The organism is Curtobacterium sp. UNCCL17, assembly GCF_000686685.1.
In the GTDB taxonomy this organism is placed as follows: Bacteria; Actinomycetota; Actinomycetes; order Actinomycetales; family Microbacteriaceae; genus Curtobacterium; species Curtobacterium flaccumfaciens.
Genome location: NZ_JMLI01000017.1, coordinates 173,407 through 196,511 on the forward strand (window position 1 = coordinate 173,407; position 23,105 = coordinate 196,511).

The 23,105-nt window shown below is 70.3% G+C and carries 22 protein-coding genes; 14 read left to right on the forward strand and 8 right to left on the reverse strand.

Features of this window, described 5'->3' with window-relative positions; translation table 11 throughout:
• The first annotated feature begins 20 nt into the window (after positions 1-20).
• Positions 21-527: a PH domain-containing protein gene (locus BR70_RS21975; RefSeq protein WP_051596502.1), complete on the forward strand. Its 507-nt coding sequence runs from the start codon at positions 21-23 to the stop codon at positions 525-527.
• Positions 528-632: 105 nt separating this feature from the next.
• Here BR70_RS21975 and BR70_RS0100985 read toward each other — a convergent pair whose 3' ends face one another.
• The 3 genes from BR70_RS0100985 to BR70_RS0100995 are packed head-to-tail and all read right to left on the reverse strand — an operon-like array spanning position 633 to position 4,692.
• The gene (locus BR70_RS0100985; RefSeq protein ID WP_027464556.1) at positions 633-2,777 is read right to left on the reverse strand and encodes a dipeptide ABC transporter ATP-binding protein; all 2,145 of its coding nucleotides are present in this window, start codon (positions 2,775-2,777) and stop codon (positions 633-635) included.
• The gene (locus BR70_RS0100990; RefSeq protein ID WP_027464557.1) at positions 2,770-3,708 is read right to left on the reverse strand and encodes an ABC transporter permease; all 939 of its coding nucleotides are present in this window, start codon (positions 3,706-3,708) and stop codon (positions 2,770-2,772) included. The genes BR70_RS0100985 and BR70_RS0100990 overlap by 8 nt, the downstream gene beginning before the upstream one ends.
• 3 nt (positions 3,709-3,711) lie before the next feature.
• Positions 3,712-4,692 (reverse strand): ABC transporter permease, encoded by a 981-nt coding sequence (locus tag BR70_RS0100995; RefSeq protein ID WP_027464558.1) that lies wholly within the window; start codon positions 4,690-4,692, stop codon positions 3,712-3,714.
• A gap of 255 nt (positions 4,693-4,947) precedes the next feature.
• On the opposite strand from BR70_RS0100995, the gene BR70_RS0101000 reads away from it, so the two are divergent.
• On the forward strand, positions 4,948-6,666 hold the full coding sequence (locus tag BR70_RS0101000) for an ABC transporter family substrate-binding protein (protein WP_027464559.1): 1,719 nt from the start codon (positions 4,948-4,950) through the stop codon (positions 6,664-6,666).
• 139 nt (positions 6,667-6,805) lie between these two features.
• Here BR70_RS0101000 and BR70_RS0101005 read toward each other — a convergent pair whose 3' ends face one another.
• The 3 genes from BR70_RS0101005 to BR70_RS18870 all read right to left on the reverse strand — a co-directional run bounded on the left by BR70_RS0101005 (position 6,806) and on the right by BR70_RS18870 (position 8,856).
• Positions 6,806-7,357, reverse strand: a complete 552-nt coding sequence (locus BR70_RS0101005) for a PH domain-containing protein (protein ID WP_027464560.1) — start codon at positions 7,355-7,357, stop codon at positions 6,806-6,808.
• 193 nt (positions 7,358-7,550) lie between these two features.
• Positions 7,551-8,030, reverse strand: coding sequence for a peroxiredoxin (locus BR70_RS0101010; protein ID WP_027464561.1), 480 nt, complete (start codon positions 8,028-8,030; stop codon positions 7,551-7,553).
• 76 nt (positions 8,031-8,106) lie between these two features.
• Complete coding sequence (locus tag BR70_RS18870) at positions 8,107-8,856, reverse strand: CPBP family intramembrane glutamic endopeptidase (RefSeq protein ID WP_035807570.1); 750 nt, start codon at positions 8,854-8,856, stop codon at positions 8,107-8,109.
• A gap of 121 nt (positions 8,857-8,977) precedes the next feature.
• On the opposite strand from BR70_RS18870, the gene typA reads away from it, so the two are divergent.
• From typA to BR70_RS0101050, 7 genes are all read left to right on the forward strand, one after another.
• Complete coding sequence (typA, locus tag BR70_RS0101020) at positions 8,978-10,900, forward strand: translational GTPase TypA (RefSeq protein ID WP_027464562.1); 1,923 nt, start codon at positions 8,978-8,980, stop codon at positions 10,898-10,900.
• 97 nt (positions 10,901-10,997) lie between these two features.
• A complete protein-coding gene (locus BR70_RS0101025) occupies positions 10,998-12,191 on the forward strand; it encodes an amidohydrolase (RefSeq protein WP_027464563.1) in 1,194 nt (397 codons plus the stop codon).
• A gap of 117 nt (positions 12,192-12,308) precedes the next feature.
• The gene (locus BR70_RS21980; protein ID WP_051596503.1) at positions 12,309-12,857 is read left to right on the forward strand and encodes a hypothetical protein; all 549 of its coding nucleotides are present in this window, start codon (positions 12,309-12,311) and stop codon (positions 12,855-12,857) included.
• A 19-nt stretch (positions 12,858-12,876) separates the two neighbouring features.
• The gene (locus BR70_RS18880) at positions 12,877-14,067 is read left to right on the forward strand and encodes a PIG-L family deacetylase (protein ID WP_051596504.1); all 1,191 of its coding nucleotides are present in this window, start codon (positions 12,877-12,879) and stop codon (positions 14,065-14,067) included.
• 35 nt (positions 14,068-14,102) lie between these two features.
• Positions 14,103-14,420, forward strand: coding sequence for a ferredoxin (gene fdxA, locus BR70_RS0101040; protein ID WP_017887060.1), 318 nt, complete (start codon positions 14,103-14,105; stop codon positions 14,418-14,420).
• A 13-nt stretch (positions 14,421-14,433) separates the two neighbouring features.
• Positions 14,434-15,552, forward strand: a complete 1,119-nt coding sequence (gene dapC / locus BR70_RS0101045) for a succinyldiaminopimelate transaminase (protein ID WP_027464564.1) — start codon at positions 14,434-14,436, stop codon at positions 15,550-15,552.
• Between the two features lie 164 nt (positions 15,553-15,716).
• Positions 15,717-17,015: a citrate synthase gene (locus BR70_RS0101050; RefSeq protein WP_081827170.1), complete on the forward strand. Its 1,299-nt coding sequence runs from the start codon at positions 15,717-15,719 to the stop codon at positions 17,013-17,015.
• A 434-nt stretch (positions 17,016-17,449) separates the two neighbouring features.
• Here BR70_RS0101050 and dapD read toward each other — a convergent pair whose 3' ends face one another.
• Entirely contained in the window at positions 17,450-18,415 is a 966-nt protein-coding gene (gene dapD, locus BR70_RS0101055; protein ID WP_027464566.1) for a 2,3,4,5-tetrahydropyridine-2,6-dicarboxylate N-succinyltransferase, read from the reverse strand.
• Between the two features lie 119 nt (positions 18,416-18,534).
• Between dapD and dapE the strand changes: the two genes are divergently transcribed.
• The 4 genes from dapE (at position 18,535) to BR70_RS0101075 (ending at position 22,007) form a co-directional block, all read left to right on the forward strand.
• Entirely contained in the window at positions 18,535-19,617 is a 1,083-nt protein-coding gene (gene dapE / locus BR70_RS0101060) for a succinyl-diaminopimelate desuccinylase (RefSeq protein WP_027464567.1), read from the forward strand.
• Complete coding sequence (locus BR70_RS0101065; RefSeq protein WP_027464841.1) at positions 19,602-20,846, forward strand: membrane protein; 1,245 nt, start codon at positions 19,602-19,604, stop codon at positions 20,844-20,846. Before dapE ends, BR70_RS0101065 begins: the two co-directional genes overlap by 16 nt.
• 147 nt (positions 20,847-20,993) lie before the next feature.
• Positions 20,994-21,164 carry a DUF3117 domain-containing protein gene (locus BR70_RS22685; protein ID WP_017887054.1) on the forward strand — a complete coding sequence of 57 codons (171 nt, stop codon included), beginning with the start codon at positions 20,994-20,996 and terminating at the stop codon, positions 21,162-21,164.
• 123 nt (positions 21,165-21,287) lie between these two features.
• Positions 21,288-22,007, forward strand: coding sequence for an AAA family ATPase (locus tag BR70_RS0101075; protein WP_027464568.1), 720 nt, complete (start codon positions 21,288-21,290; stop codon positions 22,005-22,007).
• 27 nt (positions 22,008-22,034) lie between these two features.
• Here BR70_RS0101075 and BR70_RS0101080 read toward each other — a convergent pair whose 3' ends face one another.
• A complete protein-coding gene (locus BR70_RS0101080; RefSeq protein WP_027464569.1) occupies positions 22,035-22,667 on the reverse strand; it encodes an O-methyltransferase in 633 nt (210 codons plus the stop codon).
• 64 nt (positions 22,668-22,731) lie between these two features.
• Here BR70_RS0101080 and BR70_RS0101085 point away from each other — a divergent pair, with 64 nt between their 5' ends.
• Positions 22,732-23,100, forward strand: a complete 369-nt coding sequence (locus tag BR70_RS0101085; RefSeq protein ID WP_027464570.1) for a twin-arginine translocase TatA/TatE family subunit — start codon at positions 22,732-22,734, stop codon at positions 23,098-23,100.
• Positions 23,101-23,105: the final 5 nt, after the last annotated feature.

Here is a 23,105-nt window from a genome sequence, read left to right on the forward strand (position 1 = left end):
GCGCTGGTCGCGGGGGCGCGGTGGCGTCCGGCCTCGTCGCCGTCCTGGGGCTGTTCCTGCTCGGCGATGCGGCGTTCCGGGGGAGCTGGGACGTCGTCCTCCGCGCCGCAGGCCCGATCGCCGTGCTCGTCTGGGCGCTCTGGGTCCTGACCTACCGCCCGTGCATCGTCATCGACGAGCGCGCGGTCACCGTGCTCAACCCGCTCCGCCGCACCGTGGTGCCGTGGCAGGCCGTCGCCGACGTCCGGCTCCGCTGGCAGATCGTGATCGAGACGGTCGCCGGCCGGAAGGTCCAGTGCTGGGGCGGCCCGTCGCTGCCACGGCCGAAGCCGGCACGGCGGGGTGAGCGGGCGGTCCTGCGACAGCCCGACGAGATGACCGTGCTGCTCGACCGCTGGTCCGAGCACCGCGACGGCACCGGCGCCGGCGACGCCGTTCGCGGCTGGGACCTGCCGGCCCTGACGGTCGGCGCAGCCGCGCTGGCGCTGCTCGCCGCTTCGCTGCTCAGCCTGTGGCTGGGAGCCTGACGCGGCTCGCGATCGCGACCACAGGACGGACGGGAGGCCCGGCGCACGACGTGCTCCGGGCCTCCCGTCCGTCTGCTGGTCACGTCCACGACGTGACCAGCGTCGTCAGACGACCGCGCCGACCCGCTCGGTGAGCAGGTGCTCCTGGTCGGTCTGGATGCAGGCGACACCGCGGCCGTGCACGGGCTCGAGACCCGGGTCGATCGTGCGGCACTGCTCCTGCCGGCCCTCGTCGAGGAGCTGGTAGAGCGGGCAGCGCGTGCGGAACCGGCACCCGTCGATGCGCTCCGTGGGGGAGGGCAGGTCGCCGTCGAGCAGGATGCGCCCGCGGGCGGCCTCGGCCAGGGGGTCCGGCACCGGCACGGCCGACAGCAGGGCCCGGGTGTACGGGTGCTGGGGGTCCGAGAACACCGCGTCGCCGTCGCCGTACTCGACGATGCGGCCGAGGTACATGACCGCGACGTCGTCGGCGATGTGCCGGACAACGGACAGGTCGTGCGCCACGAACAGGTACGACAGCCCGAGGCGGTGCTTGAGGTCCTCGAGCAGGTTGATCACACCGGCCTGCACCGACACGTCGAGCGCGGAGACCGGCTCGTCGAGCACCAGGATCTTCGGCTCGACGATGAGTGCACGGGCGATGCCGATGCGCTGCCGCTGGCCGCCCGAGAACTCGTGCGGGTACCGGTCTATGTAGCTCGGCTCGAGCCCGACCAGCTCGAGCACCTCGCGCACCCGCCGGCGGATCTCGTCCTTCGCGACGCCGTGCACGGTGAGGGGTTCACCGATCACCGAGCCGATGTCGAGCCGGGGGTCGATCGACGCCATCGGGTCCTGGAACACGACCTGGATGTCACGGCGCAGTGCCAGACGGTCCTTCTTGGACAGCGAGGCGGTGTCGACGCCGTTCACCCGGATGGTGCCGTGCTGGGCCCCGGCGAGCTCGAGGATCTCCATGATGGTGGTCGTCTTGCCGCAGCCGGACTCGCCGACCAGGCCGAGCACCTGCCCGCGCTTGAGCGTCAGGGAGATGCCGTCGACGGCGTGCACCTCGCCGATCTGCCTGCGGAACAGCGCACCCTTGGTGAGCGGGAACGTCTTGACCACGTCCTGCAGCTCGAGCACGACGTCGTCGCCGTGGTCGACGGCCGCCTCGGGGACGTCCTCGGGGCGGGGGAAGATCTCCGAGCGCTCGAGGGTGCCCGCGGCGATCTCGTCGCGACGGATGCACGCGGCGGTGTGGTCGTCGAGCAGGGTGCCGTTGCCGATCGTCGTGACGGCGCCGGTCAGGACCGGGTTGTCGGCACTCTGCGGCACCGACGGAGCCACGAGGGCGGGCTCGCCGTCGCGGCAGGCGTCGATCACGGCGGGGCAGCGGTCGGCGAACGGGCAGCCCGTCGGCTTCTGCGTGAGCAGGGGCGGGCGGCCGTCGAGCGGGACGAGCCGCTCGGTGCGGGCGGACGTCATGTTCGGCATCGAGCGGAGCAGCCCGATCGTGTACGGCATCACCGGCTCGCGGAACAGGGGGAGCACCGGCGCCGTCTCGACGATCCGGCCGGCGTACATCACGGCGACGCGGTCGGCGTTGCCGGCGACGACGCCGAGGTCGTGGGTGATGAGCACGACGGCCGCACCGGTCATGTCCTTGGCGGTCTGCAGCACGTCGAGGATCTGCGCCTGGATCGTCACGTCGAGCGCCGTGGTGGGCTCGTCCGCGATGATCAGCTTCGGGTCGTTCGCGATGGCGATGGCGATCATCGCGCGCTGGCGCATGCCGCCGGAGAACTCGTGCGGGAACGCGTCGAGTCGTCGAGCCGGGTTCGGGATGCCGACGATGCGCAGGAGTTCCTCGGCGCGGGTGCGTGCGGCGTGCTGGCTGAGGGAGCGGTCGTGCAGGCGCAGGCCCTCGATGATCTGCTGGCCGATCGTGTACACCGGCGTCAGGGCGGACAGCGGGTCCTGGAACACCATCGCGATGTCACGACCGCGCAGCGCCGACATCTCGCGGTCGTTCCTGCCGACGAGCTCCTGTCCGTCGAACCGGATGCTGCCCTGCACCTGGGCGGACGACGGCAGCAGGCCCATCACGGCCATCGAGGACACCGACTTGCCGGAACCCGACTCGCCGACGATGCCGAGGAACTCGCCGGGAGCCACCGAGTAGTCGACACCCCGGACCGCGTAGACGGGCTTGGTCTTCGGGTTGAACGTGACCGACAGGTCGGACACGGTGAGCAGCGGCTCAGTCACGGTTGGCTCCGGAGGTGGGGTCGATGGCGTCGCGCAGGGCGTCGCCGAGCAGGCTGGTCGAGAGCACGGTCGCGACGAGCGTCGCGGCGGGCAGGACGAAGAGCCACGGGCGGGTGACGGCGGACTGGCTGCCGGCGGCGAGCAGGGTGCCGAGCGAGACGTCGGGGATCTGGATGCCGAAGCCGAAGAAGCTCAGCGAGCTCTCTGCCAGGATCGCGGCTCCGACGCCGAGCGTGGCGTCGATGATGAGCAGCGACGCCACGTTCGGCAGGATGTGCCGCCGGATGATCGTGAACGCCGGGACACCCATGAACCGGGCGGCCTTGACGTAGTCGCGTTCACGCAGCGACATCGTCTGACCGCGGATCACCCGGGCCATCACCATCCAGCTGAACACCGCGAGGCCGACGATGAGGGCCACCCACGTCAGGTTCTTGAACACCGGGCTGAGCAGCACGAGCGCGTAGAACGACGGGATCACGAGCAGCAGGTCGATGACCCACACGAGCAGCCGGTCGGTGACGCCGCCGAAGTACCCGGCGATCGCGCCGACGATGCCGGCGATCAGGGTCGCTGCCGGACCGGCGATCAGGCCGATGAGCAGCGACTTCTGCAGGCCGACCAGGGTCTGCGCGTAGATGTCCTGGCCGATGTCGTTCGTGCCGAACCAGTGCGCGGCGCTCGGCGGCATGCCGAACGCCAGTCCGTCGGAGTCGACGGCGTTCCAGTGGTACAGGTACGGGCCGAGGAACGCCCAGAGGATGATGAGGAGCAGGGCGCTGCCGCCGATGCGCGCGCGCCAGGTGGCGAACACCTTGCGCCAGAGCGGGGTGCGGCCGCCCTTCACCTCGATGACGTGCGCCGGCGTACCGGCGTTGCCGTCGCCGGGGTCACCGGCGGTGGTCGTGGTCGTGGGGTCGAGAACAGACACGGGTCACACCCTCACTCGCGGGTCGAGCGCGGCGTACAGCAGGTCCGCGAGGGTTCCTGCGATGAGCACGAGGATCGCCGTGAAGAGGATCGTGCCCGACGCCGCGTTGATGTCGTTGTTGCTGATGCTCTGGACGAAGTACTCGCCCATGCCGTGCCAGCTGAAGACCAGCTCGGTGATGCTCGCGCCGGTCAGGATGAGTCCGAACGAGTACGCGAAGAAGGTCGACATCGGGATGAGGGCGACCCGCACACCGTGGCGCATGATCGCCGACCCGCGGGTGCGGCCCTTCGACCGTGCGGTGCGGATGAAGTCGTTCGACAGCACGTCGAGCATCGCCGAGCGCTGGTAGCGCGAGTACGTGGCGACGGCGCCGATGGTGAGCGAGATCGTCGGTAACAGCAGGTGCCCGAGCCGGTCGCCGAGCACCGGGAAGAACCCGGTCACCCCCGGCGTGTACTCGCCGGTGAACCGGATCACCTGCGTCCCGACGCCCTGGTTGAGCGTGGTCGCGAGGATCATCAGCACGACCGCGATGACGAAGGTCGGGGTGGCGAGCACCGCGAACGACAGGTAGGTCGACACCTGGTCGGACGTGCGGTACTGCCGGACCGCGTTCCAGACGCCGAGCAGCACCCCGAGGATCGCGCCGAGCAGTGTGCCGATCACGAGCAGCCGCAGGCTCGTGCCGGAGCGGGCGATGATGTCGGCCGTCACCTCGGTGCCGCGGGTGCTCATGCCGAGCGAGCCGTGCGTCACCAGACCGACCCACCAGTCCCAGGTGCGGACGAGGAGCGGGGTGTCCGGATCGGCGCCGAGCTTGCGGAGCGACGCCTGGATGGTGCCCGGCGGCACGGCCGGGTTGCGCCCCAGGAACCGGGCGGCCGGGTTGAGCGTCGTGCTGGCGAGGATGTACCCGAGCGTGGTCGCCACGATCGTCAGGACGATGTAGTTGACGATCCGCTTTGCGATGAAGGCGAGCATGTGGTTCGTGACCTCTGGGTGCGGCCGTCCGACCGGACGGCGTTGTCGGTGGCGACAGGCTAGCCGTTCGAGCGACTGGGTGGGACAACGGAAGTGACGCTATGCAACATTCGTTACGAGCGTGTTTCGATTCATCGCACAGACCCTTGTGCCGCCTTCGGATGTGGCTAGGGTTCTCAACCAACAGGCGCGACGGCGGGGGCCGCCGCGGTCCAGCGCGATCTGCGCGAACCACAACGAAAGGGAATCCTCGCCATGCGAAAGAGGATCAAGGGCATCGCCGTCCTGGCCACCGCTGCGGCAGCTGCCGTCGTGCTGGCCGGCTGCTCCGGCGGCGGAGAAGCGGGCGGCGACAACTCCGCGGTCGCCGAGTCGTCGCTGAAGTCGACCGGTTGGACCGTCGCGGACCGCGCCGACGTCAAGGACGGCGGGTCGATCACCCTGCCGATCGACACGGCTCCGGCGAACTGGCAGCTGGCCAACCTGGACTCGGGGACCGTCGACGACACGACGATCTCGCAGACCTACCTGCCGGGCTTCATCCAGTTCAAGGAGAACGGCGAGTGGGAGGCGAACAAGGACTACGCGACCTCCGTCGAGCTGACCAAGGACTCGCCCCAGACCGTCGAGATCAAGATCAACCCGAAGGCCGTGTGGTCGGACGGCACCCCGATCAGCGCGAAGGACGTCATCGCGAACTGGAAGGCGCTGAACGGCACGAACAAGGCCTTCGCGCCCCTCGCCACCAACGTGTGGGAGGACGTGGACTCGGTCAAGCAGGGCTCCGACGAGCGTGACGTCATCATGACGTTCTCGAAGACCAACGCCGACTGGGCGAGCGTCCTCGGCGCGATCTACCCGTACTGGGCCGTCGACACCCCGGACCACTTCAACAAGGCCTGGGCCAAGGGTCCGTACGCGGCCGACGGCAAGACCTACGTCTCCGGTGGCCCGTACATCCTGAAGTCCTTCGACGCCAACGGTGGCGTCGTGACCTTCGAGAAGAACCCCAAGTGGTGGGGCGACGAGGGCAAGCTCGACACGATCGTCTTCAAGACGGTGTCCCGTGACGGTGTCGCCCAGGCGTACGGCAACAAGGAGCTCGACGCCTTCAACCTGAACGGCAGCGCCGACAACCTCAAGACGGCGAACTCGCGCTCCGACTCGAAGATCGAGCGGTCGCTCGGCACCACGCAGCGCCAGATCACGCTGAACGGCACCTCGGACGTCTTCAAGGACCAGGACGTGCGCCAGGCGTTCGCGCAGGCGATCAACCGCAAGGTGCTCGCCCAGGCGATCCTGTCGCCGGTGAAGAGCCCGGGTGACGTGCTCAACAACCTGACCTACCTGCCCGGTCAGGAGGGCTACAAGGACGACGTGTCGAGCGTCTACGGCTACAGCACCGACAAGGCGAAGTCGAAGCTCGAGGACGCCGGTTGGAAGATCGGCTCGGACGGCTACGCGACCAAGGGCGGCAAGGAACTCGACGTCCGCTTCGTGATCCCGTCGGACAACCCGAACTCGGCGAACGTCGCGCAGCTCGTGCAGCAGCAGACCAAGCTCGCCGGCTTCAAGGTGACCATCGACACCGTGCCCACCGACGACTTCTTCACGAAGTACATCACCACGACGACCCGTGACTTCGACGCCACGTACTTCGCGTGGCAGGGCACTCCGTTCCCGATCTCGTCGCTGAAGTCGATCTACTACCCCGCCGACGCCGGCCAGAACTACACCGGCGTGACGGACGAATCGCTCGGTGCCGCGTGGGACAAGGCGAACGGCGAGCTCGACCCGGATGCCCGCATCAAGGACGCGCAGGCCATCGACAAGAAGATCGTCGCGGTCGCCGGCACCATCCCGCTGTTCGCCGAGCCGTACGCCTGGGGCGTGCGCAAGGACCTGGTGAACTACGGTCCGGCGCAGTTCCAGCAGTCCTCGGTCAAGTGGCAGGACGTGGGCTACACGAAGTAGTCGGCACCGCGTTCACGAACGACACCGTTCACGAACGACACCGCACAAGAACGACACCCCCGACGTCGCACGACGTCGGGGGTGTCGTTCTGCGTCGGGCTGCCGGCCGACCTGACCGGCCGCGACGACTGCGCGACCGCTAGAACCGAGCCGCCGCCAGCGACGCCGCGACCCCGAGGACGACCATCGCCAGGATCGCCCAGCCGTGGGTGCGGTGCGTGATCGGCGCAGCCGTCACGCTCGACGGGGGCGGGCCGTCCTGCACGGCCGGGGCGGGCACGTGAGCCAGCATCCGCGCGGCCGCAGCGTCGACGTCCAGGCGATCCGGACCTCCCGGCCGGTCACCGGTGTGCGCGGCGAGACGCGCCGTCGGGCGGGTCGCGATCCAGACGCGACGGACGCCCTCGCTGGTGACCACCTCGATGCCGTACTTCGTGCGCACCTCGCCGATGCGTGACCAGGTGTACGTGCTGGTCCGCCGGACGTCCACGATGCGCAGGTGCTCCGGCGTCAGCTCGATCCGGGGCCGCCACAGCGCCGCCCACGCGACGAACGCGACGGCGATGCTCGGGATCGGTACGAGCCAGGGGGCGCCGCCGCCGAGCAGGGCCAGTGGGACGAGCGCGACGGCCACGATCCAGAGGACGACGGCGAGGGCGCGCAGGCCGGGGGCGACGATGGTGGTGGGCACCGGACGAGGGTACGAGATGCCTCCCCGGAGACGCCCGGGGAGCGGGTGTGACACACCGGCGCGTATCTCCGGACGACCCGATTCCCCGGGGAGGCAGATCCTGGACGGACCCTCGTGCCGTCCATGGTCGTCGCCCCCAGTTGGGGTGTCAATACCCCATCTCGGCGCACTCAGCGGACTCCCACGCCGGGGACTACGAAACGAGCAGTTCGATCTGTTCGCGGATGGTCTCGGCCTTCGGGAACCGCAGACCGACCAGGCCGACGTGCCGCCACCGGATCACGCCGTCGGGGCCGATCACGAAGACCGATCGGCGCAGGCCGATGCCCGGTGCCTGCACCCCGTACGAGCGGATCACCGAGCCCGCGGTGTCGCTGAGCAGCGGGAACGCGAGCGAGGACCCGCGGGCGAACCCCTCGTGCGAGTCGAGCGCCTGCGGGCTGATGCCCCACACGGTCGCGCCGAGGTCGGTGAACTCGTCGAGTTCGGCCTGGTAGCTGCAGAGCTGGGCCGTGCAGACCGCCGTCGCGTCGCCCGGGTAGAAGGCCAGCACCACGGTGCGGCCGATCTCGGCGGACAGGTCGTACTCGTCGTCGGTGCGGACGCCGCCGCGCACGACCATCCCCGGCAGGGTGAACGACGGGGCGGACTCGCCGATCGCGGGGATGCTCATGGGTCTCACGGTAGGGCGAGCCGGCGGGGGTTGCCCCTCGGCGCGCTGTGCGGGGGCTGTGGATGCGCTCCGCGGCCTACGAGAACAACTGCGGGAACGCGTGCGCCACCCAGGGGTACCCGACGAAGACCACCGCGTCGAGCAGCGCGTGCGTGATGACGAGCGGCAGGAGTCGGCCCCACCTCGTGTAGATCCAGCCGAACACGACGCCCATCACCGCGTTGCCGATGAACGCTCCGAACCCCTGGTACAGGTGGTAGCTGCCGCGCAGCAGGGCGGTCGACAGGATCATCTGCCAGCGGCCCCAGCCCAGGTCGCCGAGTCGGGCGTAGAGGTACCCGATCACGATCACCTCCTCCTGCAGACCCGAGCGGATCGCGGACAGCAGCAGGACCGGGACTGTCCACCAGTAGGAGTTGAGTGCGGCGGGGTCGACCGCGACCGTGATGCCGAGCGCCCGCCCCGCGAAGTACAGCGCGAGCCCCGGGATCCCGATGCACAGCGCGATGAGCGCCGGGCCGCCCAGGTCCGGCTTCGCCCGGAACCGGTCGATCCCGAGCCGCCCGAGGTGCGGCCGCGACGTGCTCCACAGCAGGTAGCAGACGAGCGCGACCGGGGCCAGGTCCACCGCGATGCCGAGGAGCTGCCGGGCGAGGTCGACGTACTGCACCGTCGTCGACGAGGTGTTCAGGGCCGTCGACTGCTCGCCGAGCGGGGTCGTCTGCGACAGGTCGTCGATGATCTGCAGGATCGAGTAGAGGGCGCTGGCACCGAGCGAGAGCAGCAGGACGATGGTGATCTCGACCCACGTTCGCCGACGGCTCATGCGCTGTACTCCTGTCGCTTGCGAACTACCGGTAGACTGGCGTGTCGGGCGTTCTGCCCACGGGTGCGGTGCTGTGAAAACACTGGCCCGACACTCTCCCAGAAATTGAAGGATGTCCTGTATGGCGCTCGCCACCCGGTCCGACCTGCGCAACGTCGCCATCGTGGCACACGTCGACCACGGCAAGACCACCCTCGTCGACGCGATGCTCACGCAGACCAACTCGTTCGACGCCCACTTCGAGGGCGAAGACCGCATGATGGACTCGAACGACCTCGAGCGCGAGAAGGGCATCACGATCCTCGCGAAGAACACGTCGGTGCTCTACAACGGCAAGCACGCGACCGAGTTCGGCGCGGACGGCCCCATCACCATCAACGTGATCGACACGCCCGGCCACGCCGACTTCGGTGGTGAGGTCGAGCGCGGCCTCTCCATGGTCGACGGTGTCGTGCTGCTCGTCGACGCCTCCGAGGGTCCCCTGCCCCAGACCCGCTTCGTGCTGCGCAAGGCGCTCGCCGCGAAGCTCCCGGTGATCCTGCTCGTCAACAAGACGGACCGGCCCGACTCCCGCATCGACGAGGTCGTCTCCGAGTCGCAGGACCTGCTCCTCGGCCTGGCCTCGGACCTGTCGGACGAGGTCGACGACCTCGACCTCGACGCGATCCTCGACGTCCCGGTGGTCTACGCCTCGGGTCGCAACGGCGCCGCGTCGCGCAACAAGCCGAACGACGGCGAGCTGCCCGACAACGACGACCTCGAGCCGCTGTTCGAAGCGATCCTCCAGCACGTCCCGGCCCCGAAGTACGACGACGAGCACCCGCTGCAGGCGCACGTCACGAACCTCGACGCCTCCCCGTTCCTCGGTCGCCTCGCGCTCCTGCGCATCTTCCACGGCACCATGAAGAAGGGCCAGACGGTCGCGTGGGTCAAGCACGACGGCACCGTCGTCAACGCCCGCATCACCGAGCTCCTCATCACGAAGGCGCTCGACCGCTACCCGGCCGAGTCGGCTGGCCCCGGTGACATCGTCGCTGTCGCCGGCTTCGACACGATCACCATCGGCGAGACCCTGACCGACCCCGAGGACGTCCGCCCGCTGCCGACCATCACGGTCGACGACCCGGCGATCTCGATGACGATCGGCACGAACACCAGCCCGCTCGTCGGCAAGGTCAAGGGCCACAAGCTGACCGCCCGCATGGTCAAGGAGCGCCTCGACCGCGAGCTCGTCGGCAACGTCTCGCTCAAGGTCCTCGACATCGGCCGCCCCGACGCGTGGGAGGTCCAGGGTCGTGGTGAGCTCGCACTCGCCATCCTGGTCGAGCAGATGCGTCGCGAGGGCTTCGAGCTCACCGTCGGCAAGCCGCAGGTGGTCACGAAGCGTGACGAGAACGGCAAGCTGCAGGAGCCGTACGAGCACATGACGATCGACACGCCGGAGGAGTACCTCGGCGCGATCACGCAGCTCATGGCCGCTCGCAAGGGCCGCATGGAGAACATGACCAACCACGGCACCGGCTGGGTGCGCATGGAGTTCATCGTCCCGTCGCGCGGCCTGATCGGCTTCCGCACGTCGTTCCTGACCGAGACCCGCGGTACCGGCATCGCCAACGCGATCTTCCACGGCTACGACGAGTGGGCCGGCGCGATCCAGACCCGCATCAACGGCTCGATCGTCTCCGACCGCTCCGGTGTGGTGACGCCGTTCGCCATCACGAACCTCCAGGAGCGGATGTCGTTCTTCGTCAACCCGACCGAAGAGGTCTACGAGGGCATGGTCATCGGCGAGAACTCGCGCGCCGACGACATGGACGTGAACATCACCAAGGAGAAGAAGCTCACCAACATGCGTTCGGCGAACGCCGACACGTTCGAGTCGATGACGCCGTCGCGTCAGCTCTCGTTGGAGGAGTGCCTCGAGTTCGCCCGTGAGGACGAGTGCGTCGAGGTCACCCCCGCCGCCGTGCGCATTCGCAAGGTCGAGCTGGACGCGTCGGCTCGCCAGCGCTCCTACGCGCGTCTCAAGCGCCAGGACGCGTAAGCACCAGCAGCAACACCCGCGGAGGCCCGTCCTCCGTCCGACGGCCCGGTCACCTGCAACAGGTGGCCGGGCCGTTTGCGGTTGTACCGTGGTCAGCGTGACTCTCGACCTGCTCTCGATCTACCAGGACCTGCACGCCCACCCGGAGCTCGGCTTCCAGGAGCACCGCACCGCCGGTGTCATCACTGCGAAGCTCGCCGAGATCGGTGGGATCGAGGTGACGACGGGCGTCGGCGGCACCGGCGTCGTCGGTGTCGTGTCGAACGGCGAGGGCCCCGTGGTCTGGCTCCGTGCCGACATGGACGGCCTGCCCGTGCAGGAGCGGACCGGCCTGTCCTACGCCAGCGAGCACGTCGGCACCGACGACGAGGGCCGCGAGGTCCCGACCATGCACGCCTGCGGCCACGACATCCACGTCACGTGGCTGCTCGGCACGCTCGAGCGCCTGGTCGCGACCACGGGGGACTGGCGCGGCACGGTCGTCGCCGTCTTCCAGCCTGCTGAAGAGGTCATCTCCGGCGCCCGCGCGATGGTCGAGGACGGCCTGGTCGAGCGGTTCCCGAAGCCGGACGTCGTGCTCGGGCAGCACTCCGCGCCCGCACCGGTCGGCATCGTCGCCGTCGGCACCGGCCCCGTGATGGCGTCGAGCGACCGGCTGACGGTGACCTTCAACGGTCGTGGGGCGCACGGTTCGGCGCCGCAGGCCTCGCTCGACCCGGTCGTCACCGCGGCCTCGGCCGTCGTGCGGCTGCAGACCGTCGTCGCCCGCGAGGTCTCGCCGAGCGACGCAGGGGTCGTCACCGTCGGCAGCTTCCACGCCGGCACGCGGGCGAACATCATCCCCGACGAGGCCGTCATCGAGATCTCGACCCGGGCCCGCAACGAGGAGACCCGCCAGCGCATCATCGCCTCGATCGAGCGCATCGTCCGTGCCGAGAGCACGGCCGGTGGTCTGTCCGAGCCGACGATCGTGCGTGCACCGGGCGCCGAGGTCACCGTGAACGACGCCGAGGCCGCCGCCACCGTGCTCGAGGCCATCCGCGCCGAGGTGCCGGGAGCCCGCGACCTGGAGATCGGGCTCGCCATGGCGTCGGAGGACGTCGGCCAGCTCGCCACCGCAGCCGGAGCGCCGCTCGTGTACTGGTTCACGGGCATCACCGACCCGGAGCGCTTCCGTCGCGGCGAGGAGATCCCGAGCAACCACTCGCCGTTCTACGCGCCGCAGGCCGAGACCGCGATCCCGGTCGGCGTCGACGCCCTGGTCGCGGCGACGCGCGCCTACGTCGCCTGACGCGTTCTTCGGGAAGGAGGCCCGGGGCGGCCCCGCCGCGCACGTGACCGCCCCGGGGACGGCACGTTCACAGCCAACTCGCGCCGGGCCTCCCGGCTCGTCCGTTACGGTCGCGCCATGCGCTCCCTCCGTACCCCGCTGATCGCCGCCGTCGCTGCCGGCATCGCCCTGGCCGGACTCACCGGCTGCTCGACCCAGGCCGTGCAGCAGGCCACCGACCTCGGGTCCTCCGTCGCGTCGAACGTCGCCGACGGGGTCGCGGGCATCGACGGCAAGGCGATCCAGGACGGCATGTCCTCGGTGGCCGGGGGCATCGACGGCGCGCTCGACACGGCGCTCAAGGGCGCGGACGTGACCTCCGACGGCAAGGTGCCGGACGGGTTCCCGTCCGCCGACGTCCCGCTCGTCGACGGCACCGTGCTCGGCGGGGGAGCCGGACCGAACGGCTCCGGGTGGGTCGCGCAGGTCCGGGCGGCCTCGGTCGACGACTTCCAGGCCGCCGTGCAGCAGCTCACCGACGCCGGGTACACCGAGTCGGCGAAGCGTGCGGACTCGTCGAGCGCGTTCGGCATGTTCCGGAGCGACGCCTACCGCGTCGTCCTGACCTTCTCGGAGAGCAAGGACAGCGGCGGCGTCACGGCGACCTACATCGTCACGCCCCGCTAGTCCCGTACCCTTGGGGACGATGTCGAAGGCCCCTGCCACGCGCCCCGAGCGCGTCCTGATCGTGCACGCCCACCCCGACGACGAGACGCTCTCGTCGGGCGGGACCATCGCGACCCTGCTCGAGCGCGGCGCCGAGGTGACCGTGCTCACCGCGACCCGGGGCGAGCGCGGCGAGATGCTCACGGAGCGGTTGGCCCCGCTGGCGGGCGACCCCGCGCGGGTGGCACGGCACCGGGAGACCGAGATCGCCGCGGCCCTCGCCGCCCTCGGCGGGCCGCAGCACCTGTGGCTCGGCGGGCGCGGTGCCCGGCCGACCGACCTGCCGGAGCGTCGCTACGTCGACTCCGGCATGCAGTGGGGCCCGGACGGGCGGGCCACCGCCGCGGACGACGCCCCGGCCGACTCACTGACCGCGGCAGACCTGGGCGAGGTCGTGGACGACGTCCGCGCCGCGATCCGCTCCACCGGTGCCGACGCCGTGATCAGCTACGCCGACGACGGCGGCTACGGGCACCCCGACCACGTGCGGATGCACCACGCGGCGCAGTACGCGGCCCGAGCCGAGGAAGTCCCGTTCTCGATGATCGTCGACCCCGACCCCGATAGCGGTCAGGCCGACGTCACGGTCGACGTCCTGCCGGTCCGGGCCAAGGTGCGTGCGGCGGTCGAGCAGTACCGCTCCCAGGTCGCCGTCGACCCCGTGGACCCCGCCGACCCAGCGGCCCTGTCGTGGGTGATGCCGCACGGCGTCCGGCAGTACGCCCCGGCGGTCGAGGCGTTCCGGCACGACGCGGCCCCGCAGCCGGCGGCTCCGCAGACCTACGCCGAGATGTCCGGCCAGGGCAAGGCCGCGGCGGTCGTGGTCTCGCTGCTGCTCGGGCTGCTCGCCGGCGGCCTCGGGACGGTCACGCACCAGCAGACGATCGGCGGGTTCCCCGTCGGACTCGTCGTCACCACCCTCATCGTGCTCGGCCTGACCGTGGGCGTGCGGCTCGTCTACCGCTCGCGTGCGATGGTCGCCGCGATCGGCATCGGGATCCTCGTCGCGACGCAGGTGCTCGTGTCGGTCGGCGGGGAGAGCTCGCCGCTCGTCCTCGCCAACGCGGCCGGGTACGTGTGGACGTTCGCCCCCGCGGTCATCGCCGCCCTCGTCCTCGCGTGGCCGGACCTGTCGGGGCTGCGGTCCCGGACGGCTCCGGGCCGCGAGTAGACTCGAACCCGCTCGTCGAAGGGAGCACCCGAACCGTGACCTACGTGATCGCCCAGCCCTGTGTCGACGTCAAGGACCGCGCCTGCATCGACGAATGCCCGGTCGACTGCATCTACGAGGGTGACCGCTCGCTCTACATCCACCCCGACGAGTGCGTCGACTGTGGTGCGTGTGAGCCGGTCTGCCCCGTCGAGGCCATCTACTACGAGGACGACCTGCCCGACCAGTGGGCCGACTACTACAAGGCCAACGTCGAGTTCTTCGACGAGGTCGGGTCGCCCGGCGGTGCCGCGAAGGTCGGCGTGATCCACAAGGACCACCCCGTCGTCGCAGCCGAGCCCGTCCGCGGCTGACCGGACCCCCCTCGTGGCGCTCGACCTCCCCGACTTCCCCTGGGACCAGCTCGTCCCGTTCAAGCAGCGCGCCGCGGCGTACGAGGGCGGCATCGTCGACCTCAGCGTCGGATCGCCGGTCGACCCCACGCCCGAGGTCGTCCGCACCGCCCTGGCCACCGCGACCGACGCGCACGCCTACCCGCAGGTCGCCGGCACCCCGGCGCTGCGGCAGGCCATCGCCGACTGGTACGGCCGTCGCCACGGCGTCGCCCTGACCGAGGCGAACGCGCTGCCGACGATCGGCTCGAAGGAGTTCATCGCGGGCCTCGCGCTCTGGCTCGGCATCGGCCCCGGTGACACCGTGGTGTTCCCGGCCGCCGCGTACCCGACGTACGAGCTCGGAGCCGCACTGGTACGCGCTGATGCCCTGGCCTCGGACGACCCCGCGGCGTGGCCGTCCACCACGAAGCTCGTGTGGCTGAACTCCCCGGGCAACCCCGACGGCCGCGTGCTGACCCTCGACGAACTCCGTGCCGCCGTGGTCCGCGCCCGCGAGCTCGGAGCCGTCATCGTCGGCGACGAGTGCTACGCCGAGCTCGGATGGGACCCGGACCACGCCACCACCCCGACGCCCACGATCCTCGACCCGCGGGTCGTCGGCGACTCGCTCGACGGCGTGCTGAGCGTGTACTCGCTGTCGAAGCAGTCGAACCTCGCCGGCTACCGTGCGGCCTTCGTCGCCGGTGACGCCGCGATCCTGGCCGACGTCCTGGCCGTCCGGAAGCACGCCGGGCTCATGCCGCCGCTGCCCGTCCAGCAGGCCATGGTCGTCGCGCTGCAGGACGAGACCCACGTGCAGCAGCAGAAAGCCCGCTACCGAGCGCGCCGGAACATGCTCCGGCGAGCACTCGAGGACGCCGGGTTCCGGATCGACCACAGCGAGGCCGGGCTCTACCTCTGGGCCACCCGTGGCGAACCCGCACTCGACACCGTGGCCTGGCTCGCCGACCGCGGGATCCTCGTCGCACCCGGCACGTTCTACGGCGCAGCAGGGGGCGAGCACGTCCGCGTGGCCCTGACGGCGACCGACGAACGCATCGCCGCAGCGGCGCAGCGACTGGCGAGCAGCCGTCGCCTCGGTACCGCGTAGCACGGAAACGAGTACTCCGGGCGGGCCCCGCAATCCGTGAGAACCACCAAATCGTCACCTGGGATGTGTGCACGACCGACAGGTGCCGCGATTAGGCTGTCCTCGTGACTGACACTGCCAATGACGCTCAGAAGACGGCCACACCGCCCACCACGCCCGTCCCCGTGAGTCCCGCCGCCGAACAGCAGGGCGCGACCGCGACGCTGACGTTCCCGGGCGGCACGGCGGAGTTCCCGATCCTGCAGAGCGTCGACGGCGCGTCCGCGATCGACATCTCGACCTTCAAGAAGCAGACCGGGATGAACACGCTCGACTACGGGTTCGTGAACACCGGTGCGACGAAGAGCGCGATCACCTACATCGACGGCGACCAGGGCATCCTGCGCTACCGCGGGTACCCGATCGACCAGATCGCCGGCAACTGCACCTTCCTCGAGGTCGCGTGGCTCCTGATCTACGGCGAGCTGCCGACCCCCACCGAGCTCGAGCAGTTCGACGCCCGCATCCGTCGGCACACGCTGCTGCACGAAGACCTCCGCCGTCTGTTCGACGCCCTGCCGCACTCGGCGCACCCGATGTCCGTGCTCTCGAGCGCCGTGAGCGCCCTGTCCACGTACTACGAGGACGACATGGACGTCGACGACCCCGAGAAGGTCGAGCTGCAGACCGTCCGGCTCCTCGCCAAGCTCCCGGTGATCGCGGCCTACGCCCACAAGAAGGCCATCGGGCAGGCGTTCCTGTACCCGGACAACTCGCTGTCGTTCGTCGACAACTTCCTGCGGCTGAACTTCGGCACCATGGCCGAGACCTACAAGCCCAACCCGGTGCTGTCGAAGGCGCTCGAGCGGCTCCTCATCCTGCACGAGGACCACGAGCAGAACGCCTCGACCTCGACGGTGCGCATGGTCGGCTCGACGAAGGCGAACATGTTCGCCTCGATCTCGGCCGGCATCAACGCCCTGTACGGCCCGCTGCACGGCGGCGCGAACGAGGCCGTGCTCGAGATGCTCCAGCAGATCAAGGACTCGGGCGAGCCCGTGACGCGATTCGTCGAGCGGGTGAAGAACAAGGAGCAGGGCGTCAAGCTCATGGGCTTCGGACACCGCGTCTACAAGAACTACGACCCGCGCGCGAAGCTCGTCAAGGAGTCCGCGCACGAGGTCCTCGAGTCCCTCGGTGTGCAGGACGACCTGCTCGACATCGCGATGGAACTCGAGCAGATCGCGCTCGAGGACGAGTACTTCGTCAGCCGCAAGCTCTACCCGAACGTCGACTTCTACACCGGCATCATCTACAAGGCGATGGGCTTCCCGCCGCGGATGTTCACCGTCCTGTTCGCGATCGGTCGTCTGCCGGGCTGGATCGCCCAGTGGCGCGAGCTGAACAACGACCCGCTCAACAAGATCGGTCGCCCGCAGCAGCTCTACGTGGGTGCGCCCGAGCGGGACGTCCCCTCGCGCTGACCGACTCTGAGCGCCCCGCCCCACGGTTCCGTGGCGCGGGGCGCTCGTGCGTCTGCGCCGCGTGGCATTCCGCCCGCTCGCGGGGCGGTGGGGCGGCAAGACGCGCCGCTCACCTCCGCCGAGTGGTCGTGAACTGTCGTTGGGCGGGTGCCGAACCGACGGTTCGTGCACCCTCGGCGCCCCGCGGACGGTGTGTTGTGACCACTCGCGGGGCGGGGTGGGGCACTGGATGTGACGGCCTGGAGGCCCGGTGGCGGTCTCGTGGACCGGCTACGGGCCTCCCGTGCGGGCGTGTCGGGCGCGGGCGGCAGGGCGCGCCGCTCGCCTTCGCCGAGTGGTCGCTAACTGTCGTTGGGTGGGTGTCCAACCGACGGTTTGTGCGCCCTCGGCGACCCGCGGACGGTGTGTCGTGACCACTCGCGGGGCGTGCAGCGCTACGCGTGCAGCGCGGTGTTCAGCTGGATGCCCTCGCCCTTGCGCTGCAGCGCCTCGACGGCGCCGCTGACGCTGTTGCGGCGGAACAGGATGTTCGGGGTGCCGGAGAGCTCGGCAGCCTTGACGGTCTTCGGGGTGCCGTCGGGGTTCGGGGCCGCGCCGACCAGCACGACCTTGGTGCCGGCCGTGACGTAGAGACCGGCCTCGATGACGGAGTCGTCGCCGAGCGAGATGCCGAGGCCCGCGTTCGCGCCGAGCAGCGCGCGTTCGCCGAGCGAGACACGGTGCGTGCCTCCGCCGGACAGGGTGCCCATGATCGAGGCGCCGCCGCCGATGTCGGTGCCGTTGCCGACGACGACGCCCTGCGAGACGCGGCCCTCGATCATGGCGTCGCCCAGGGTGCCGGCGTTGAAGTTCACGAAGCCCTCGTGCATGACGGTCGTACCCGGTGCCAGGTGGGCGCCGAGACGGACCCGGTTCGCGTCGCCGATCCGCACGCGGTCCGGCACGACGTAGTCGACCAGACGCGGGAACTTGTCGATCGCGTGCACGGCGATGCCGGCGCGCTGCAGGGACGGGCGCACGCGCGTCAGGGAGTCGGGGTGCACCGGGCCGGCGTTCGTCCACGCGACGATCGGCAGGTGGCCGAAGACGCCGTCGAGGGAGACCTCGTTCGGGCGGACGTGCAGGTGGCTCAGCAGGTGCAGGCGGAGGTACGCGTCCGGGGTGCTCGTCGGGCCGGCGTCGATCGTGATCTCGGTGGTGACGGCCTCGATCCGGACCTCGCGGCGGGGGTCGTCACCGACGTGTGCCTGCAGCTCGGCGGGGAACACGGCGTCGGCGGGCAGCGCGCCGAGGTGCGTCTCGGGGTACCAGGTGTCGAGCGTCGTGCCGTCGGCGGCGATCGTCGCGAGGCCGTGGCCCCAGGCGTGGGTCGGGCGGTCGGTGGCAGTCGTGTCGGTCACGGCTCCAGGGTACCGAGCGCCGGTCGGCGGGCACCGTCCGTCCGGACTGCCGGGGCGGTCGGGTCACCGTCCGTCCGGACTACCGGGGCGGTGCGAGGGGCGGCCGGTAGGCTGCCCGCATGCCGGAGCACCTCGACCTCACCGCCTCGTCCATCGACATCACCCGTGCCATCTGCGACATCGAGTCGGTGTCCGGCAACGAGCAGGCCCTCGCCGACGCGATCGAGGCCGTGCTCGCACCGCTGCCGCACCTCGAGGTGATCCGTGACGGCGACGCGATCGTGGCGCGGACGAACCTGGGCCGCGACCGCCGGGTCGTCATCGCCGGCCACATCGACACCGTGCCGCTCAACGACAACCTGCCGACCGAGTTCCGGACCGCCGAGGACGGCACCGAGATCCTCTGGGGCCGTGGCACCGTCGACATGAAGGCGGGCTGCGCGGTGCAGCTCAAGCTCGCGTACGACCTCGTCGACCCCTCGGTCGACGTCACGTGGGTCTGGTACGACCACGAAGAGGTGAGCGACGCCCTGAACGGCCTCGGCCGCCTGGCCCGGACGCGACCCGAACTCCTCGCCGCCGACTTCGCGATCCTGGGCGAGCCGTCCGGGGCGCAGATCGAGGGCGGGTGCAACGGCAACCTCCGCGCCGAGATCCGCACGTTCGGCAAGCGCTCGCACAGCGCCCGGAGCTGGATCGGCGACAACGCCATCCACAAGACCGCCCCGATCCTGGCCACCCTGGCCGCGTACGAGCCCCGCACGGTCACGGTCGACGGGCTCGAGTACCGCGAGGGCCTGAACGCGGTCGGCATCAGCGGTGGCATCGCGGGCAACATCATCCCGGACGAGGCGATGGTGCACGTGAACTACCGGTTCGCCCCCTCGCGCTCGGCCGACGAGGCCGTCGCCCACATCCGCGAGCTGTTCGACGGGTACGAGGTCACGATCGTCGACCTCGCCGCCGGTGCCCGCCCCGGGCTCGACGCCCCGCTCGCGCAGGACTTCGTCGCGGCCGTCGGCGGACCGGAGCCCCGTCCGAAGTACGGCTGGACCGACGTCGCACGCTTCTCGGCGCTCGGGGTCCCCGCGGTCAACTACGGCCCCGGCGAGCCGGTCTTCGCCCACCACGACGACGAGCAGGTCCCGGTCGCGCAGATCACCGCGGTCGAGGCCGGGCTGCGTCGGTGGCTGACGGCCTGACGACGGCGGGGGCCACCCGGAGGACCCCTGCTCGGAACCGTTGGCGGGCCCGGTACCGGGTCGTCCCCTGGTGGGTGCGCATCACGGTCGTCTACGTGCTGGCGCGGCTCGTGACCGGTGCCATGATGCTCGCGTTCGCGGGTGTGCAAGCGGCGAACTCGTTCACCGTGCAGAGCCCGGGCTACCTGTCGTTCGCGTCGATCTGGGACGGCGCCTGGTACCGCGTGATCGCCACGGGCGGGTACCCGTCGACGCTGCCGGTCGACGCCGCCGGGCACGTGACCGAGAACGCGTGGGCGTTCATGCCCGCGTACCCGTTCCTGGTGCGCGGGCTCATGCTGCTCACCGGAGCGTCGTTCGAGTTCGTCGCGGTCTCGGTGTCGTTGCTCGCCGGACTCGGGGCCGCGCTGGTGTTCCGCCGGCTCATGGGGCGGTTCCTCGACCCCGCACAGGCGACGTTCGCCACGGTGTTGTTCTGCGTCGCACCGGTGTCCGCGATGTTCCAGGTGGCCTACGCGGAGTCGATGGGCCTGTTCCTGTTGCTCGTCGCGCTGCTGCTCATGGTTGATCGACGGTGGTGGGCGATGCTGCCCGTCGTGCTGCTGCTCGGCATGACGCGGCCGACGGGCCTCGCCTTCGCGTTCCTGGTGGTGCTCTTCGTGGCCGCGTGGGCGATCCGGCCGGCGTGGGTGCGCTCGTCGGAGCCGCTCACCCTCCGCCGACTCGTGCCCCCCGCGGTGGTCGCCACGGTGTCGGGTCTGGTCGGGCTGGCGTGGCCGGCGATTGCGTGGGCGGTCACCGGGGTGCCGAAGGCCTACACCGACACCGAGCTCGCCTGGCGGTCGTCGTACATCGGGTGGAAGGAGCTCGTGCCGTTCGCGCCGTGGGTGCAGGGGTTCGGGTGGTGGTTCGGGCAGCCGGCCGGCACGGTCCTGCTCGTCGTCGTGCTCGTCGGGTTCGCGGCGTTCGTGTGCATGCCCGCCGCACGCCGGATCGGCATCGAGCTCCGACTCTGGGGCGTGGCGTACCTCGTGTACCTGCTCGCGGTGTTCTTCCCGCAGTCGAGCACCTGGCGCATCCTCGTGCCGATCGCGCCGTTGCTCGGGATCGTCGCGCTGCCGCGGTCGCGGGGGTACCGCGTGGCCGTCGTCGTCGCGTTCGTCGGGCTGCAGTGGGTCTGGCTGTACTACACGTGGTGGATCGACGGCTACGACTGGACCCCGCCGTGATCGATGCGGGGCTCCGGAGGCCCGTGGTTCCGCGTTCTGCGGAGCATCCGGACAGCACATCCGACACCCCCAACCTGGGCGGTTTCGCAGTTGCCCCCTCCATACGGGATAATGGGGCTGCATTTACTGCACGAAAGGGGACATCTGATGGCAGCCATGAAGCCGAGGACCGGTGACGGGCCGATGGAGGCTGTTAAGGAGGGTCGACTCATCATCGTGCGGGTTCCGCTCGAAGGTGGAGGCCGCCTGGTCGTCTCGGTCAACGATGCCGAGGCCAAGGAACTCCACGACGCACTCGCTGAGGTCGTCTCGGCCTAGTACGTCGAAGCACCAGAACGGAAGGCCCGGAGCGTGTACGCTCCGGGCCTTCCGTCTGTGCGCTGCCGATCCCGCGGCTGGGGGATCCGCGGCGCTGTCGGTCGGCTCCGGCAGGATGGGGCCGTGCCGAGGACGAGACTGCCGATCCGCCGCGTCGAGGAGTACGCGCCCGACCCGATGCCGCGCGACGTCTGGCCCGCGACGCTCGCGCCCGTGCGGCAGCTGCTCGACGACGGGCTCGACCTCGCTCCGGTGACGGTGCTGGTCGGTGAGAACGGTGCCGGCAAGTCCACCCTGGTGGAGGCGATGGCGCTCGCCTTCGGCATGGGGCCCGAGGGCGGTTCGACGAAGTCCGGGCACAGCACCCGCCCGAGCGAATCGCAGCTCTGGGAACACATCGCCCTGCACCGGGAGCCCGGCGCGGTGCGGTCCGGCTTCTTCCTGCGCGCGGAGACCATGCACGGGGTGTTCACCTACCTCGAACAGCACCCCGGAGGAGCCGAGCCGCTGTTCCACGAGCGGAGCCACGGTGAGTCGTTCCTCGACTTCGTCATCCACCGGTCGCAGTGGCCCGGGCTCTGGATCCTCGACGAGCCGGAGTCCGCCCTGTCGTTCTCGGGGTGCCTGGCGCTGATCGGGCTCCTGCAGTCCATCGTCGAGACGGGTGTCGGCCAGGTCGTGCTCTCGACCCACTCACCCGTGCTCGCCGCGTTCCCCGGGGCCGAGATCCACGAGGTCGGCGAGTGGGGCCTGCGGCGCACCGGATGGCGCGACCTCGACCTGGTGCGGAACGAGCGTGCGTTCCTCGAGTCGCCCGAGCGGTACCTGCGGCACCTGGACTGACCTGCGCGAACGCCGGCGGGTCGAGCGCTAGTTGGTGACCTTCGTCAGCTGCAGCAGTCCGTCGCCGGCGGGCGACAGCGCGCTGCGCACTGCACCCGAGGTCGACACCTCGGTCAGGAGCAGCCGGAAGTCCGTGGTGGCACGGTCGCGCTTCACCGGGTCGGCCACGCGTCCGCGCCAGAGGGCGTGCGGCACCAGGACGGTGCCACCCAGGCGGGCGAGCCGCAGGCCGTGCTCGACGTACTCGATCACGTGCTCGGGGTCGGCATCGACGAGCACGACGTCGTACGAGGCCTCGTTCATGCGGGGGAGCACCTGGTTCGCCCGACCGGGGATGAGCCGGATCCGTGCGGGAGCGGTGCCGGCGCTGATGTAGGCGTCGCGGGCGAACTGCTGGTGGTCCACCTCGACGTCGATCGTGGTCAGGGTAGCGTTCGGAGCGCCGGCGAGCAGGTACAGGCCGGAGACCCCGAGGCCGGTGCCGATCTCGATGATGCTCGTCGCACGCGAGGCTGCGGCGATGACCGCGATCTGCGCACCGATCGCGGGCGAGATCGCTTCGACCCCGAGTTCCAGGGAGTGCTCACGAGCACGGGCGATCGCCTCGGTCTCCGAGACGATGTCCTCGGCGAACTTCCAGTTCGACTCTTTCTCTGACACGCACACTCCGTTCGGGAGACAACTCTAGAGGTGCAACGCAGCAGCAGGCGTTAGGCTCGCTCGCGTGGACATCCCGCTCGACAAGATCCTGATCATCGGGGTCATCGGCGTCCTCTTGCTCGGGCCGCAGCGCCTGCCGATGTACGCCCAGAAGCTGGCCGAGTTCGTCAAGGCCGTCCGTCGGTTCGCCGACACCGCCAAGGAGCGGATGCGCGACGAGATGGGCCCCGAGTTCGACGACATCGAGTGGCAGAAGCTCGACCCGCGTCAGTACGACCCGCGCCGCATCATCCGCGACGCCCTGCTCGACTCCGGCACGAGTGCCGCAGCCGTCCAGACCGCGCAGGTCACGGCCTCGAAGGTGCGCGCGACGGCTCCCGTCGTGCCCCTGGCCGCCGGTGAACCGGCACCCTTCGACGCCGAGGCGACCTGACGCCC